Annotated in this window: 15 protein-coding genes; 11 read left to right on the top strand and 4 right to left on the bottom strand. The window is 70.0% G+C overall.

The window, feature by feature from the left end; translation table 11 throughout:
* Nucleotides 1-54: 54 nt before the first annotated feature.
* The 3 genes from V8J39_RS07160 to V8J39_RS07150 all read right to left on the bottom strand — a co-directional run bounded on the left by V8J39_RS07160 (nt 55) and on the right by V8J39_RS07150 (nt 2,346).
* Nucleotides 55-564, bottom strand: a complete 510-nt coding sequence (locus tag V8J39_RS07160) for an acyl-CoA thioesterase (RefSeq protein ID WP_336460147.1) — start codon at nt 562-564, stop codon at nt 55-57.
* Nucleotides 565-569: 5 nt separating this feature from the next.
* Complete coding sequence (gene serB, locus V8J39_RS07155) at nt 570-1,454, bottom strand: phosphoserine phosphatase SerB (RefSeq protein WP_336460146.1); 885 nt, start codon at nt 1,452-1,454, stop codon at nt 570-572.
* Nucleotides 1,455-1,749: 295 nt separating this feature from the next.
* Nucleotides 1,750-2,346 (bottom strand): inorganic diphosphatase, encoded by a 597-nt coding sequence (locus V8J39_RS07150; protein ID WP_336460145.1) that lies wholly within the window; start codon nt 2,344-2,346, stop codon nt 1,750-1,752.
* Between the two features lie 267 nt (nt 2,347-2,613).
* On the opposite strand from V8J39_RS07150, the gene V8J39_RS07145 reads away from it, so the two are divergent.
* The 6 genes from V8J39_RS07145 to V8J39_RS07120 all read left to right on the top strand — a co-directional run bounded on the left by V8J39_RS07145 (nt 2,614) and on the right by V8J39_RS07120 (nt 9,326).
* Complete coding sequence (locus tag V8J39_RS07145; protein WP_336460144.1) at nt 2,614-3,435, top strand: VPLPA-CTERM sorting domain-containing protein; 822 nt, start codon at nt 2,614-2,616, stop codon at nt 3,433-3,435.
* A gap of 200 nt (nt 3,436-3,635) precedes the next feature.
* The gene (locus tag V8J39_RS07140; protein ID WP_336460143.1) at nt 3,636-4,790 is read left to right on the top strand and encodes a phosphoserine transaminase; all 1,155 of its coding nucleotides are present in this window, start codon (nt 3,636-3,638) and stop codon (nt 4,788-4,790) included.
* 135 nt (nt 4,791-4,925) lie between these two features.
* Entirely contained in the window at nt 4,926-6,521 is a 1,596-nt protein-coding gene (gene serA, locus V8J39_RS07135) for a phosphoglycerate dehydrogenase (protein ID WP_336460142.1), read from the top strand.
* Between the two features lie 99 nt (nt 6,522-6,620).
* Nucleotides 6,621-7,358 carry a metallophosphoesterase gene (locus V8J39_RS07130; protein ID WP_336460219.1) on the top strand — a complete coding sequence of 246 codons (738 nt, stop codon included), beginning with the start codon at nt 6,621-6,623 and terminating at the stop codon, nt 7,356-7,358.
* A gap of 145 nt (nt 7,359-7,503) precedes the next feature.
* Nucleotides 7,504-8,511 (top strand): diacylglycerol/lipid kinase family protein, encoded by a 1,008-nt coding sequence (locus V8J39_RS07125; RefSeq protein ID WP_336460141.1) that lies wholly within the window; start codon nt 7,504-7,506, stop codon nt 8,509-8,511.
* A 2-nt stretch (nt 8,512-8,513) separates the two neighbouring features.
* Nucleotides 8,514-9,326 (top strand): metallophosphoesterase family protein, encoded by an 813-nt coding sequence (locus V8J39_RS07120; protein WP_336460140.1) that lies wholly within the window; start codon nt 8,514-8,516, stop codon nt 9,324-9,326.
* 43 nt (nt 9,327-9,369) lie between these two features.
* Here the strand turns inward: V8J39_RS07120 and V8J39_RS07115 are convergent, their stop codons facing one another.
* Nucleotides 9,370-10,203 carry a universal stress protein gene (locus V8J39_RS07115; protein WP_336460139.1) on the bottom strand — a complete coding sequence of 278 codons (834 nt, stop codon included), beginning with the start codon at nt 10,201-10,203 and terminating at the stop codon, nt 9,370-9,372.
* A gap of 246 nt (nt 10,204-10,449) precedes the next feature.
* Here V8J39_RS07115 and ccoN point away from each other — a divergent pair, with 246 nt between their 5' ends.
* From ccoN to V8J39_RS07090, 5 genes are all read left to right on the top strand, one after another.
* A complete protein-coding gene (gene ccoN / locus V8J39_RS07110) occupies nt 10,450-12,057 on the top strand; it encodes a cytochrome-c oxidase, cbb3-type subunit I (RefSeq protein ID WP_336460138.1) in 1,608 nt (535 codons plus the stop codon).
* Nucleotides 12,058-12,067: 10 nt separating this feature from the next.
* Nucleotides 12,068-12,793 carry a cytochrome-c oxidase, cbb3-type subunit II gene (ccoO, locus tag V8J39_RS07105; RefSeq protein WP_336460137.1) on the top strand — a complete coding sequence of 242 codons (726 nt, stop codon included), beginning with the start codon at nt 12,068-12,070 and terminating at the stop codon, nt 12,791-12,793.
* A gap of 12 nt (nt 12,794-12,805) precedes the next feature.
* On the top strand, nt 12,806-13,000 hold the full coding sequence (locus V8J39_RS07100) for a cbb3-type cytochrome c oxidase subunit 3 (RefSeq protein ID WP_336460136.1): 195 nt from the start codon (nt 12,806-12,808) through the stop codon (nt 12,998-13,000).
* On the top strand, nt 13,000-13,866 hold the full coding sequence (ccoP, locus tag V8J39_RS07095) for a cytochrome-c oxidase, cbb3-type subunit III (protein ID WP_336460135.1): 867 nt from the start codon (nt 13,000-13,002) through the stop codon (nt 13,864-13,866). The genes V8J39_RS07100 and ccoP overlap by 1 nt, the downstream gene beginning before the upstream one ends.
* Before the next feature lie 272 nt (nt 13,867-14,138).
* Complete coding sequence (locus V8J39_RS07090) at nt 14,139-14,537, top strand: hypothetical protein (RefSeq protein ID WP_336460134.1); 399 nt, start codon at nt 14,139-14,141, stop codon at nt 14,535-14,537.
* The last annotated feature ends 356 nt before the right edge of the window (nt 14,538-14,893 follow it).

The following is a 14,893-nucleotide window of genomic DNA, read 5'->3' as shown; positions in this document are numbered from 1 at the left end:
GCGGCCCTTTTTTTTTCGTGGTCCGGTGCCCGTGTCGGGCAAGGCCGGGTCCGGTCAGCTTGCCCCGCCGCCCGAGACGGCATCGAGCCGTTCCTTGAATTCCTTGCGCAGCGCGCGGCGCAGCTCGGCCGCGCGGTGGCGGCGGGTCTCGATCTCGTTTCCGGGCACGAAGGCGGGCACCCGCGCGGGCCGGCCGGCGTCATCCACCGCGACCATCGTGAAATAGCACGAGTTGGTGTGGCGGGTGGAGCCGGTGCGGATCTCCTCGGCCTCGACCCGGATGCCGACCTCCATCGAGGTGCGGCCCGCGTGGTTGATCGCGGCGCGGAAGGTCACCAGCTCGCCCACCAGGATCGGCTCGAGGAAGAACACCTGGTCCACCGACAGCGTCACCGCATAGCGCTTGGAATAGCGCGAGGCGCAGGTGAAGGCCACGCGGTCGAGCAGGTTCAAGAGCGCCCCCCCGTGCACCTTGCCCGAGAAGTTGGCCATGTCCGGCGTCATCAGCACCGTCATCGTCAGGTGCCGGTCGTCCTGCCGGTCGTCGAGGATCTCGTCGGTCATCGCCGTCACTCCGTCACGAAGTCTTGGGCCGCGTAGCCCTGGATGTAGAGAAGCGCCGAGAGGTCGCCGTGGTTGACGCGCACCTCGCATTGCGCGGCGACCGCGGGCTTGGCATGCAGCGCGACCCCGGTCCCGGCCATGCCCAGCATGCCCAGGTCGTTCGCGCCGTCGCCGACCGCGATCACCTGGTCATGGCCGATCCCCAGCCGGGCCGAGATCTCGGTCAGCGCGGCCATCTTCGCCTCGCGCCCCAGGATCGGCCGGGCGACCTCGCCGGTCAGGTGGCCGTCCGCGACCAGAAGCGTGTTCGCCCGCGTCTCGTCGAAGCCCAGGTGCCCGCCGACGGCGCGGGTGAAGGCGGTGAACCCGCCCGAGACCAGCGCCGCATAGCCGCCGTTGGCCTTCATCGTCGCCAGCAGCGCCCGCCCGCCGGGGGTGTAGGTGATGCGTTCGGCCAGCACCTGCGCGATCACCGTCTCCGGCAGGCCCTTCAGCAGGCCGACCCGCTCGGTCAGCGCGCCCTCGAAATCCAGCTCGCCGTTCATCGCCCGGGCGGTGATGTCGGAGACGCGGGCGCCGACGCCGGCCATGTCGGCAAGCTCGTCGATGCATTCCTGGCCGATCATGGTCGAATCCATGTCGGCGATCAGGAAGCGTTTCCTGCGGCCCTCGGCGGGCTGCACCACCAGGTCGACGCCCTCGGACTGCAGCGCGGCCCAGTCCTCCCAGCGGCTTGCAGGCGCGGTGGCGAGCGCGAATTCGGCGGCGATCCCATCGGCCAGCCAGCGGATCTCGCCGCCGCCCCAGGCATCGCGCAGGGCCGCGACGGTCGCGTGTTGCAGGTCGGCGCGGGCGGGCGCGGCCAGGAGCGTGGCGATTTGGGCGGTCATCTGGGTCCCGGATCAGCTGCGGTCGATCCGGCGCTAGCCGATCCGGGCCCGGATTTCCAGCCGCCTGGGCCTGGCGGGGCCGATTGTCCTGGCCCGCTGTCCTGGCCAGCTGTCCTGGCGGGGTGGGCGAATGCAGCCCGACCCCGGTCCGGCATCCCGCGAGAGGCCCCCGCGAGAGACCCTGCGATCGGGGCCGTACGCGCGGCCGCGTCGACGCGGCCCGCGGCGGCAGATGCGGCACCGACGGGGCAGGGGGCCGCCGTTTCCCGGCAGTCCCCCGACCCGGCGGCCCGGCTCAGTGGCCGGCCTTGTAGGCGTCGAAGGCGGTGCTGATCACCGACCTGGCCTCGGCCGCGTCGCCGAAGCCCGAAAGCTCCACCTTCTTGCGGCCTTCGGGCAGGTTCTTGTAGACGGCGAAGAACTGCTCCAGCCGCTGGCGCTCGATCGCCGGCAGGTCCGAGATGTCCTGGATGTCGTCATAGGTCGGGTCGATGTCCGAGGCGGGCACGGCCACGATCTTGCTGTCCTCCTCGCCGCCGTCGATCATGTGCAGGATCCCGATCGGGCGGCCCTTGATCACCGCACCCGGCACGATCGGCTCGCGGGTGTAGATCAGCGCGTCCAGCGGGTCGCCGTCGCCGCCCATCGACGACGGGATCGAGCCGTAGTTGGCCGGGTAGACCACCGGCATCGACTGGAAGCGGTCGACGACGACATAGCCGATCTCGGTGTTCAGCTCGTACTTGGTGAAGCTGCCCTGCGGGATCTCGACCACGGTCAGGAAGTCGGTGCCCTCGGCGGGCTGCGGATAGTCGAGCGGGCTCATCGACTGCGCCTGCGCGAGGCCGGCGGTGGCGGAGAGAAGGGCGGCAAGGGCAAGGCGGCGGATCATGTGGGGGACCTTTGGATTGCGTGCCGCTCCGGCTAGACCCTGTTCGTGACAGTGGCGTCTCGCCCATGTGAGCGTTTCGTGACAGCGCGGAGGGGCGGTGACGCCCGCTTTTCCGGCAGCGTGGCTTCGCTTCGGGTTCGCAATGTCCGGCCTATTGCGAAACACGATGATTTCCATTGGCTTGCAGGGCGAAGTTTCTTGACCGGTTGAAAAGCCAGGGACCAACTCTGCCCAACTTGTCGAACCTCTCTGCGAACCGGATCTGCCATGCGACATGCTCTGCCTACCGCGTCCTTGCTCGTCTTCGCGGCCTTCGGGGCCGGCCCCGCCGCCGCCGCGGTCATCTCGCTGCAGGGATCGGGAACGTTGTCCTACGTGATCACCAGCGATGGTGTCGACAGCGCAGCGACGGCACCCTTCGCGCTCGATTACATCTACGACACCGCCGCCGGCGCCTTCTACGGCGGGGAAGAGGGCACGGCCTCGCAGTACCATGCCGGTGGCACGGTGACGGCACGGCTCAGCGTCGGGGATGCCGTCTACGAGATCCCGGCGGGCCCCACCGCGGCCGATCGGTACGCGATCTACACGAGCTATGCCGTCGGCACGGCGGACAGCCAGATCATTCCCGACCACCTCGCCTTCACGGCGCTCGAGCAGTCGATCGACTACGCCGCCGACGGCTCCACGATCACGCGCAACGACACCACCGACTTCGCGCTCGACCTGGATTTCGCGCCGGGAACGATCGAGGGCACCATCTTCCAGCCGCTGGATCTGGCCGACGCGACGGTCACGCGCGGGGTGTTCAGCGTCTTCAGCTACGAAGCGCCGTCAGCCTTCGCGCGGATGCTTCTGGCCGCGGCAGCGACGGCCCCGGCATCGGGTCAGGTGATCCAGGGGAGCTTCGTCTTCGATACGCTCGCGGGCAGCGTGACCGCCTCGGCTGACGCCACTCCGCCGGCCCCCGTGCCGCTGCCGGCAGGCGGGACGCTGTTGACGGGTGCCTTGGCCGGGCTGGGCCTGCTGCAGCGGCGGCGCGGCCCGAAGCCCCGGACGGGGCGGGGGGCGCCGCACCGGACAGAGTGATCCGGAGGGGGGCGGGCACACGGCGTCCGTCACCCTTCCGTAGTCAATTTCTGGTCGGGTAAGCCAGGTGCCGGCGATGACGCGAACCTGTCGTGAAACGTCGCAAAACATTTCTCTTGCGAGTCGCGGGGCACAGGCATATCAGCGGCGGCGGGACACCCTTCCCCAACGAAGGGCGTATATCTGTAAGGATACTATCGATGGCTACCACTGCCCCGGCGACCCGCCCGGCGAATCCGCGTTTTTCGTCCGGCCCCTGCGCCAAGCTCCCCGGTTTCACCCTCGACATGCTGGCCGACGCGCCCCTCGGGCGCTCGCACCGCGCCGCGATCGGCAAGGCCAAGCTCGCCGAGGCGATCGACCTCACCCGTGACATTCTCGGCGTTCCCGCCGACTACCGCATCGGCATCGTGCCCGCCTCGGACACCGGCGCCGTCGAAATGGCCCTCTGGTCGCTCCTGGGCGCGCGCCCGGTCGAGATGCTGGCCTGGGAATCCTTCGGCGAAGGCTGGGTCACCGATGTCGTGAAACAGCTCAAGATCGACGCCACCGTCAAGAAGGCCGGCTATGGCGAGATCGTCGATTTCGCCACCGTCGACTTCGACAAGGACGTCGTCTTCACCTGGAACGGCACCACGTCGGGCGTGCGCGTGCCGAACGGCGACGCGATCCCGGCCGACCGCGCGGGCCTCACGATCTGCGACGCGACCTCGGCCGCCTTCGCGATGGACCTGCCCTTCGACAAGCTCGATGTCGTGACCTTCTCCTGGCAGAAGGTGCTGGGCGGCGAGGGTGCGCACGGCATCCTGATCCTGTCGCCCCGCGCCGTCGAACGGCTTGAAAGCTACAGCCCCGCCTGGCCGCTGCCGAAGATCTTCCGCATGACCAAGGGCGGCAAGCTGATCGAGGGCATCTTCAAGGGCGAGACGATCAACACGCCCTCGATGCTCTGCGTCGAGGACTACATCGTCGCGCTGAACTGGGCCAAGTCGGTCGGCGGCCTGAAGGGGCTGATCGGCCGCTCGGAAGCGAACGCCAAGGCGATCGCCGACTTCATCGCGGGCAAGGACTGGATCGCGAACCTCGCGGTGGACGCCGCGACCGCCTCCTGCACCTCGGTCTGCCTGAAGTTCACCGACGCGCGCATCGCCGACGGCGCCGCCTTCGCCAAGGCCGTCGCCAAGCGGCTGGAGAAGGAAGGCGTGGCGCTGGATGCCGGCGCCTATCGCGACGCCCCTCCGGGCCTGCGCATCTGGTGCGGCGCGACGGTCGAGAGCGCCGATGTCGCCGCCCTGATGCCCTGGATCGAATGGGCCTTCGAGGCCGAGATCGCGGCCCAGACCGAAGCCGCCTGATCCCGCACGACACCTGCGACTGACGGCGCGCACCCCACGGGGCGCGCGCCCCCGATCCCACACAGCTTGCGCATGGGGGTGACCGGACCGACCGCGTCCGCACGCCCCGAAAGCCCCAGTCCAAAGGAGCCCGCCATGGCCCCCCGCGTTCTCGTTTCCGACGAACTCTCCGAAACCGCCGTCCAGATCTTCCGCGACCGCGGGGTCGAGGTCGACTACATGCCGAAGCTCGGCAAGGACAAGGAAAAGCTCGCCGAGATCATCGCCCAGTACGACGGCCTCGCGATCCGCTCGGCCACCAAGGTGACCGCGGCGCTGCTGGAGAAGGCCACGAACCTCAAGGTCGTGGGCCGCGCCGGCATCGGCGTCGACAACGTCGACATCCCGAACGCCTCGAAGAAGGGCGTGATCGTGATGAACACGCCCTTCGGCAACTCGGTCACCACCGCCGAGCACGCCATCGCGATGATGTTCGCCGCCGCCCGCCAGCTGCCCGAGGCCTCGGCCTCGACCCATGCCGGCAAGTGGGAGAAGTCGAAGTTCATGGGCGTCGAGGTCTTCAACAAGACCCTCGGCGTGATCGGCGCCGGCAACATCGGCGGCATCGTCTGCGACCGGGCGCTGGGCCTGAAGATGAAGGTCGTGGCCTACGACCCCTTCCTGTCGGAAGAGCGCGCCAAGCAGATGGGCGTGACCAAGGTCGAGCTGGACGAGCTGCTGGCGCGGGCCGATTTCATCACCCTGCACGTGCCGCTGACCGACAAGACCAAGGGCATCCTGAACGCCGAGAACATCGCCAAGACCAAGAAGGGCGTGCGCATCGTCAACTGCGCCCGCGGCGGTCTGGTGGATGAGGCCGCGCTGGCCGAGGCGCTGAAGTCCGGCCATGTCGCCGCCGCCGCCTTCGACGTGTTCGAGGTCGAACCGGCCACCGAAAGCCCGCTCTTCAACCTGCCCAACGTCGTCGTGACCCCGCACCTGGGCGCCTCGACCACCGAGGCGCAGGAGAACGTGGCCCTTCAGGTCGCCGAGCAGATGTCGGACTACCTGCTGACCGGCGCGGTGCAGAACGCGCTGAACATGCCGTCGGTCACGGCCGAAGAGGCCGCGGTGATGGGCCCCTGGATCAAGCTTGCCGGCCATCTCGGCAGCTTCATCGGCCAGATGACCGACGAGCCGATCAAGGCGATCAACATCCTCTATGACGGCACCGTCGCCGAGATGAACCTCGCGGCGCTGAACGCCTCGGCGATCGCGGGCATCCTCAAGGCCACCAACCCCGACGTGAACCTCGTCTCGGCCCCGATCGTCGCGAAAGAGCGCGGCGTGCAGGTCTCGACCACCAGCCAGGGCAAGTCGGGCGTGTTCGACGCCTACGTCAAGATCACCATGGTCACCGACAAGCGCGAGCGCTCGATCGCGGGCACGGTGTTCTCGGACGGCAAGCCGCGCTTCATCCAGGTGAAGGGCATCAACCTCGACGCCGAGGTCGGCGCCCACATGCTCTACACCACGAACCAGGACGTGCCGGGCATCATCGGCACGCTGGGCGCGACGCTGGGCGAGAACGGCGTGAACATCGCCAACTTCACCCTCGGCCGCTCGTCGGTCGGCGAGGACGCGATCGCGATCCTCTACCTCGACGCGCCGATGCCCGACGCCGCGATCAAGGCGCTCGAGGCCACCGGCAAGTTCCAGCAGGTCAAGCCGCTGGAATTCGAGGTCAACTGATCCCTTGCCCGGGGCAGGCCAGTGCCCCGGACAGGCGACCCTCGGCCCTCTGCCACCCGGCGGGGGGCCGTTCGCATGAGGAAAGGCCCCGCGATGACCCTGCGCACCTATGCCGTCGGCGACATCCACGGCCAGCTGGCCCGGCTGGATCAGGCCCATGCGCGGATCGCGGCCGACCGCGCGCTGACCGGCGATGCCGAGGCGCCGGTGATCCACCTCGGCGACCTCGTCGACCGCGGCCCCGACAGCGCGGGCGTGATCGCGCGGATCCGCGGCGGGATCGCGGCGGGCGAGCCCTGGGCCGCGGTGAAGGGCAACCACGACCGGATGTTCCTGGGCTGGCTTGCCGATCCGTGGTCGCGCGACCCGGGGCTTGATGCGGATCTCGGCTGGCTGCATCCGCGGCTGGGCAGCGACGCGACGCTGGCCTCCTACGGCATCCGCGCCCCCGGCGACCGCCCGGTTCCCCAGGTCCATGCCGAGGCGCTGGCCGCCGTGCCGCAGGAGGACCGCGACTGGCTGGCAAGCCGGCCCGCGCATATCCGGCGCGGCGAGCTGTTGCTGGTGCATGCCGGCATCCGCCCCGGCGTGCCGCTCGATCAACAGACCGAAACCGACCGGGTCTGGATCCGCAAGCCGTTCCTCGAGGATCCGCGCGACCACGGCTTCCTCGTCGTCCACGGCCATACCGCGCTTGACCGGGCGTGCCACCACGGCAACCGGGTCAACCTCGACGGCGGCGCCGGCTATGGCCGGGCGCTGGTCTGCGCGGTGTTCGAGGGGCGCGACTGCTGGCTGCTGACCGATGCGGGCCGGGAGCCGCTGCCCGCCCCCTGAGCGCCGCGCCGATCGGCGCCGCGGGCAGGGGGCGCAATCGCGTCAGGCACTTGCACCCGCAGCATCGGCCCCCATGTGCCAAGGGAACCCCCCGCCGGAAGGCGGCGTTGCCCCCGCGACCCCACGGCACAGGAGCCCCGCCCAGATGGAAGGCCCGATCTGCATCATCGCCAACACCGGCTCCGGCAAGAAGAAGGCCGCGAAGCTGGACGGGCTGCTGGCGCCCGTGCTCGACCGGCTTGGCGGCAAGGTCGAGATCCGCACCATCCGCGACCCGCGCAAGCTGACCGCGGAGACCGAGCGCGCCCGCAAGGACGGCTTTCGCGCGATCCTCGCCGCGGGCGGCGATGGCACGGTCTGCGCGGTCGCCTCGCAGCTTGTCGGCCACGATACCGCGATGGGCGTGGTGCCGATGGGCACGTTCAACTACTTCTCGCGCTCGCTCGGCTTCCCGCAGGAGCCGGTGGCGGCGATGGAGGCGCTGACCGGCTCGAAGCCCAAGCGCATCTCGGTCGGCGAGGTGAACGGGCAGCTGTTTCTCAACAACGCGAGCCTCGGTCTTTACGCCGCGATCCTCGAGAACCGCGAGGCGGTCTATGGCCGCTGGGGGCGGTCGCGGGTGGCGGCCTACTGGTCGGTGGTCTCGACCATCGCGCGCTTCCGCCGCCCCTCGCTGATGAAGGTGACGATCGACGGCCGCACCCGCCGGCTGCGCACGCCGATGGTCTTCGTCGCCGCCAACGGCTACCAGCTGGACGAGTTCAAGCTGCCCGGGCGCGAATTCCTTGACGAAGGCAAGTTCGCCGTCTTCCTCGCCCCCGACGGCTCGCGCTGGCAGCTGGTGAAATTCGCGATAAAGCTGGCGATGGGCCGGGCGATGCCGGGGCAGGATTTCGAGATGCTCGGCGGCTCGGAGATCGTGATCGAGACCCGCCGCCGCCGCCGCACCATCGCCCGTGACGGCGAGCGCGACCGGATGACGGCGCCGTTCCGCTTCCGGATGCTGACCGGCGCGCTGAACGTGCTGGCCCCCGACGAGGCGGTCGAGGCCCATGCCGGCGTGTCGAACCGCATCGCGGTCGAGCCGGGGGCAGGGGGCGCCGTCGCGCCCGAGGCGCTCGACGACCGGCGCCGCGAAGGCAGCGCCGCCTGACCATGACGCGGCTTCTGCACCTGTCCGACCTGCATTTCGGCCGCACCCGGCCCGAACTGCTGGCGCCGCTGATCCAGGCGGCGCGCGACCTTGCGCCCGACGCGACCATCGTCTCGGGCGACCTGACCCAGCGCGCGCGCGAATGGCAGTTCGAGGAGGCCGCGAACCTGATGGCCTCGCTGCCGCAGCCGGTGCTGGTGGTGCCGGGCAACCACGACGTGCCGCTCGACCGGCCGCTGCAGCGCTTCCTGCGGCCCTTCGCGCTCTATCGCGAAGAGATCTCGGCGGATCTGGAGCCGATGCTGGACCTGCCGGGGATGCGGGTGATCGGGATGAACACGGCCGATCCCTTCGCCTGGGAGCGGGGCAAGGTGCGCCGGCGCAGCCTGGCGCTGGCGGTGCAGCGGCTGTCCGAAGCGCCCGAGGGCACGCTGAAGGTCGTGGTGATGCACCATCCCCTGTACCACCCGCCCGGCGCCACCAAGGAGCCGATGCCGAAGGCCGACTGGGCGGCGAAGGCGCTGGCGGATGCCGGCGCCGACCTCGTGCTGGCCGGGCACCTGCACGCCTGGGGCGCCGCGGCCGAGGAGATGCGCGAGGGCCGGCGCACCATGCTGCTGGTGCAGGCCGGGACCGGCACCTCGACCCGGCTGCGCGGGCAGGAGAACGACTTCAACGTCATCGACCTGGTCGCGCCGCATCCCAGCCACCTGCGCGTCACCCGCTGGATCGCGACCGAGGCGGGCCCGGGCTATGCCGAGGGGCCGCATTCGGAATTCGTCGAGGACCCGGCCGGCTGGCGCCGGATCGACTGACCCGGCGCCCGCCCGCGGCGGCCGCGGCTGTCCTTCTGGCCGTTCAGTGGGCCATGAAGACCGGAAGCTCGGTCTTTTCCAGCATGTTGCGCGTGGCCCCGCCCAGGATCGCCTCGCGCAGGCGCGAATGGCCATAGGCCCCCATCACCAGCATGTCGGCCCCGGTCTCGCGGCAGAAGCGCGCGATCACGTCCGAGATCGGCGCGGTCTTGGCCAGCACCGAGATCTCGGTGCTGACGCCGTGCCGGTCAAGCCATTGCGACAGCGACCCGCCCGGATCCTCGCGGTCGGCCCAGGTGCCGGGATCGACCACGACGATCGCGACCTCGCCCGCGGTCTTCAGCAGCGGCAGCGCGGCGCGGATCGCGGCCAGCGCCTCGCTCGACTGGTTCCAGGCCAGCACCACCCGCTTCGGCGCGCGCGGGATCGACACCCCCGCATCGGGCAGGATCATCACCGGCGCGCCGCCCTGGAACATCGCGGCCTCGACCACGGCCTCGGCATCGGCGGTGCGGCCGGCGCCGTAGGGGCGGGTCTGCACGACCAGGTCGGCAAAGCGCGCGGCGCGGCCCACCAGCGCCGGCAGGCTGCCGAACTGCGCGATCGCGCTTTCCACCGACCAGCGGATGTCCTCGCGCGCCATGCGCGCGCGCAGCGCGGCCGCGGTCGCCGCCGCCTGTTCCTGCGCATGTTCGATCGCCTCGCGCTGCACGATCGCGCTGCCGGCATCGAAGTAGTAGCCGCCCATGGTCGCATCGACGCCCAGACCCAGCAGGCTCAGATGCGCCTCTTCCGCGCGGGCGAACTCGATGGCCGCGTCCAGCTGCGTGGCGGCGCTGGCATCGGTGACGACGGTGAGAATGGTCCGGTAGCTCATCTCGGCCTCCTAAGGCTCTGCATTCAGACGACTCATTCTTAAACTGTACGCCAATTAACCAAATTGATCCCGATCAACCCGCGCGCGCCCCGGCGCCCGGTTCCGGCGCGTCATCCTGGCCCGGCGGGGGGCGCGGTTGACGCAGATCAAGGCCCTCACGCCCGCGTGACCGCATCACCTGTCCAGCGCACCCCGGCCGGGGCCGCGCCCGAATCGGCCGGACCGGATCGCGAAAGGGACAGAACCATGTGGGATTTCACGAAGCTCGTGGCGCTTGCCGCCATCGCGGTCCTCGCCGCGATCGCGGCGAACTACGCCCGCGACGCCGCCTATCTCGCCAATGCCGTCGAGGTGATGCTCGCGGCGGCGATCACCTTCCTCTACTACCTGCGCCGCGCGGGCGAGCCGCGCCCGTTGCCCAGCCAGGCCGAATACGACGACGCCGTCGTGCGCGCGGGCGTGATCGCCACGACCTTCTGGGGCGTGGTCGGCTTTCTCGTCGGGGTGGTGATCGCCGCCCAGCTTGCCTTCCCGGCCCTGAACTTCGTCTGGGCCGAGGGCCTGCTGAACTTCGGGCGCCTGCGTCCGCTGCACACCTCGGCGGTGATCTTCGCCTTCGGCGGCAACGCCCTGATCATGTCGGCCTTCTACATCGTGCAGCGCACCTCGGCCGCGCGGCTCTGGGGCGGCAACCTCGGCTGGTTCGTGTTCTGGGGCTATCAGCTGGTGATCGTGCTGGCCGCGACGGGCTATGTCCTCGGCGGCACGCAGGGCAAGGAATATGCCGAGCCGGTCTGGTACGTCGACCTGTGGCTGACCGTGGTCTGGGTCGCGTTCCTGGCCGTCTATCTGGGCACGATCCTGAAGCGGCGCGAGCCGCACATCTACGTCGCGAACTGGTTCCTGCTGTCGATGATCGTCACCGTGGCGATGCTGCACCTCGTGAACAACCTCGCGGTGCCGGTCTCGCTCTTCGGCTCGACCTCGGTGCAGCTGTTCGGCGGCGTGCAGGACGCGATGACCCAGTGGTGGTACGGCCACAACGCCGTCGGCTTCTTCCTGACCGCGGGCTTCCTGGGGATGATGTACTACTTCATCCCCAAGCAGGCCGAGCGCCCGGTCTACAGCTACAAGCTGTCGATCATCCACTTCTGGGCGCTGATCTTCCTGTACATCTGGGCCGGTCCGCACCACCTGCACTACACCGCGCTGCCCGACTGGGCCTCGACGCTGGGGATGGTGTTCTCGGTCATCCTGTGGATGCCCAGCTGGGGCGGGATGATCAACGGGTTGATGACGCTGTCCGGCGCCTGGGACAAGCTGCGCACCGACCCGGTGATCCGGATGATGGTCGTCGCGGTCGGCTTCTACGGCATGTCGACCTTCGAGGGGCCGATGATGTCGATCCGCGCCGTCAACAGCCTCAGCCACTACACCGACTGGACCATCGGCCACGTCCATTCCGGCGCGCTCGGCTGGAACGGCATGATCACCTTCGGCGCGCTCTATTTCCTCACCCCGCGCCTGTGGCACCGCGAACGGCTCTACTCGCTCACCCTCGTGTCCTGGCACTTCTGGCTCGCGACGATCGGGATCGTGCTCTACGCGGCCGCGATGTGGGTCTCGGGGATCATGGAGGGGCTGATGTGGCGCGAGGTCGACGCGCAGGGCTTCCTCGTCAACGCCTTCGCCGACACCGTCGCCGCCAAGTACCCGATGTACGTGATCCGCACGCTGGGCGGCGCGCTCTACCTCACCGGCGGGCTGATCATGGCCTTCAATCTCTGGGCGACCGTGAAGTGGCAGCCGGCCAAGGCCGATGCCGGCGCGGCCGGCCTGGTTCCCGCGGAATAAGGAGCGTCCGATGTCAGTCCTGACCAAACACGCCATCCTCGAGAAGAACGCGACGCTGCTGCTGATCGGGTCCTTCCTCGTCGTCACCATCGGCGGCATCGTCGAGATCGCGCCGCTCTTCTACCTCGAGAACACGATCGAGAAGGTCGAGGGCGTGCGCCCCTACACGCCGCTCGAACTCGCGGGTCGCGACATCTACATCCGCGAGGGCTGCTATGTCTGCCACAGCCAGATGATCCGCCCGATGCGCGACGAGGTGGAACGCTACGGCCATTACAGCCTGGCGGCCGAGTCGATGTACGACCACCCGTTCCAGTGGGGGTCCAAGCGCACCGGGCCCGACCTCGCCCGGGTGGGGGGGCGCTATTCCGACGCCTGGCACGTCGACCACCTGACCGACCCGCAGTCGGTGGTGCCGGAATCGGTGATGCCGAAATACGGGTTCCTGTCGCACCGCGACCTCGAGCCCAGGCACATCGCCGACAGCCTCTGGGCCCAGTCGGTGGTGGGCGTGCCCTACACGTCGGAGATGATCGCGCTCGCCCGCGCCGATTTCGAGGCGCAGGCCGATCCCGATGCCGATACCGACGGGCTGCTCGCGCGCTACCCGGACGCGACCGTGTCGAATTTCGACGGCCAGCCCGGCGTGACCGAGATGGACGCGCTCATCGCCTACCTGCAGGTGCTGGGCACGATGGTCGACTTCTCGACCTTCACCCCCGACGCCAGCCGCTGAGGGGAGGGGGCCATGGACTACCACAGCTTCCGCGCCTTCGCCGACAGCTGGTTCCTGCTGGCGATGACGCTGTTCTTCCTTGGCGCGATCCTCTGGGCCTGCTGGCCCGGCCGCGCCCGTCGCGAGGCGCATGACGCCGCCTCGACCCTGATCTTCCGCAACGAGGCCCGCCCCGAGGCGGCGCCCGCGACGAAGGAGGCCGCGTGATGGCCCATCCGAAGACGACCAAGCCCGAAGTGCCCTCGACCGGGCACGAATGGGACGGGATCCGCGAATACGACAACCCGCTGCCGCGCTGGTGGCTGTGGACCTTCTACGCCACGATCGTCTGGGGCATCGGCTACACGGTCGCCTTCCCGGCCTGGCCGATGATCTCGGGCGCGACCGCGGGCCTGCTGGGCTATTCGACCCGCGGCGAGGTCGCGGCCGAGATCGAGCGCGTCGCGCAGGCCAATGCCGGGATCGAGGGGCGCCTCGCCTCGGTCGATCTGGCCGCGATCGCCGACGACCCCGCGCTGTCGGGCTTCGCGCAGAATGCCGGGGCGTCGATCTTCGCCAATACCTGCGCGCAGTGCCACGGCGCGGGGGCGGGCGGGGCGAAGGGCTATCCGAACCTGCTCGACAACGACTGGCTCTGGGGCGGCAGCCTCGAAGACATCCACACCACCGTCACCCACGGCATCCGCAACGGCACCGATCCCGAGGCGCGCTATTCCGCCATGCCGGCCTTCGGTCGCGACGGGCTTCTGGAGCGGCCGCAGGTCGCCGCGGTGGTGCAGTACGTCCGCCAGATCTCGGGGCAGGAGGCCGACGCGGCCCTCGCGGCCGAGGGCGCGGCGGTCTTCGCCGACAACTGCACCGCCTGCCATGCCGAGGACGGCACCGGCGACCGGGCGCAGGGCGCGCCCGACCTGACCGACGCGATCTGGCTCTATGGCGGCGATGTCGCCACCCTGACCGAGACGGTGAGCGGCGCGCGCTTCGGCGTGATGCCAAGCTGGGGCGACCGGCTGTCCGAGGCCGAGATCCGCGCCGTGGCCAGCTATGTCCACGCGCTGGGCGGCGGCGAGTGACCAGGGCGGCCGGTCCCGCCTGCGGCCATGCGCACCCCCCTGCGGCCGGCGGGCGCCGGGACGGCGCGCCGTTTCCGCCTGTCGCGCATTTTCGGAAAACGGCGCGCATTCTTTCTGTGGCCCCGTCGCGAAAGCTGCGGGGCCAACGTTTTTTCGCCTGAAATCCGGGTTGCGGCATTGATTCGCCCCTTTCTTGCCCAGATCGCCCGGCAGGAAGGATGCAAGACCCGCGACAGGCAGAAGCCCGTCGCTAGCAACAGGATGCAGAACGCATGTTGATCAAGGCAATCAAGCGCTTCATGCGCGCCGAGGACGGGGCACTGGCGATCGACTGGTTCGCCATCTCGACCGGGGTCCTCGGACTGGGCGCGATCACCACCGCCGCCGTCGTCGGGACGATGGCCGCCAATCCCGCGCACGAGGCCAAGCCCGCCTCGGCCACCGCGACCTCGGCCAGCAACGGCACCTGGCGCCCGATGGCGCTCGACGCCGACGAGGTGCAGGCGACGATCCTCAAGGCCGCGTCGATGGAGCGCGAGGATCTGGAGCGGATGAAGAAGGACCTGCTGCCCTACGCCCGCGCCGAGGTCGTCTCGGACATGCAGACCAAGCGGCTCGCCGACACCTTCTTCATCATCAGTGCCGAACTGGCCAAGCGCAGCTCGAACTGATCCCCGCGCGGCCGCGACGGCCCCGAACGGCATGACCCGGCTGCGGCACCCGCCCCGGCCGGTCGCGCCGTTCCGGACCGCCGCAGGCGCGCCCGCGCGCCGTCGCGCGGATCGCGCCGCCGGGCGCACGGGCCGGCCNGCGACGGCCCCGAACGGCATGACCCGGCTGCGGCACCCGCCCCGGCCGGTCGCGCCGTTCCGGACCGCCGCAGGCGCGCCCGCGCGCCGTCGCGCGGATCGCGCCGCCGGGCGCACGGGCCGGCCGGTCGGCCGCCCGCGGCGGCCAAAGCTGCAACGGCCGCACGACATTCTCGCCCCCGCTTGATCTGCGTCAAGGCCGCGCCGGGCCCGGCGCG

Source organism: Frigidibacter sp. MR17.24, assembly GCF_037095655.1.
In the GTDB taxonomy this organism is placed as follows: Bacteria; Pseudomonadota; Alphaproteobacteria; order Rhodobacterales; family Rhodobacteraceae; genus Frigidibacter.
The sequence above is the reverse complement of the archived record's forward strand: the minus strand, read 5'-3'. Positions and strand labels throughout refer to the sequence as shown.

Coding starts and splice junctions, on each gene's coding strand:
- V8J39_RS07140 (WP_336460143.1), top strand. CDS start 3,636: ATGGCTACCACTGCCCCGGCGACCCGCCCGGCGAATCCGCGTTTTTCG.
- ccoN (WP_336460138.1), top strand. CDS start 10,450: ATGTGGGATTTCACGAAGCTCGTGGCGCTTGCCGCCATCGCGGTCCTC.
- V8J39_RS07090 (WP_336460134.1), top strand. CDS start 14,139: ATGTTGATCAAGGCAATCAAGCGCTTCATGCGCGCCGAGGACGGGGCA.
- serA (WP_336460142.1), top strand. CDS start 4,926: ATGGCCCCCCGCGTTCTCGTTTCCGACGAACTCTCCGAAACCGCCGTC.
- V8J39_RS07145 (WP_336460144.1), top strand. CDS start 2,614: ATGCGACATGCTCTGCCTACCGCGTCCTTGCTCGTCTTCGCGGCCTTC.
- V8J39_RS07100 (WP_336460136.1), top strand. CDS start 12,806: ATGGACTACCACAGCTTCCGCGCCTTCGCCGACAGCTGGTTCCTGCTG.
- V8J39_RS07150 (WP_336460145.1), bottom strand. CDS start 2,346: ATGATCCGCCGCCTTGCCCTTGCCGCCCTTCTCTCCGCCACCGCCGGC.
- V8J39_RS07125 (WP_336460141.1), top strand. CDS start 7,504: ATGGAAGGCCCGATCTGCATCATCGCCAACACCGGCTCCGGCAAGAAG.
- ccoO (WP_336460137.1), top strand. CDS start 12,068: ATGTCAGTCCTGACCAAACACGCCATCCTCGAGAAGAACGCGACGCTG.
- V8J39_RS07120 (WP_336460140.1), top strand. CDS start 8,514: ATGACGCGGCTTCTGCACCTGTCCGACCTGCATTTCGGCCGCACCCGG.
- V8J39_RS07160 (WP_336460147.1), bottom strand. CDS start 564: ATGACCGACGAGATCCTCGACGACCGGCAGGACGACCGGCACCTGACG.
- ccoP (WP_336460135.1), top strand. CDS start 13,000: ATGGCCCATCCGAAGACGACCAAGCCCGAAGTGCCCTCGACCGGGCAC.
- serB (WP_336460146.1), bottom strand. CDS start 1,454: ATGACCGCCCAAATCGCCACGCTCCTGGCCGCGCCCGCCCGCGCCGAC.
- V8J39_RS07115 (WP_336460139.1), bottom strand. CDS start 10,203: ATGAGCTACCGGACCATTCTCACCGTCGTCACCGATGCCAGCGCCGCC.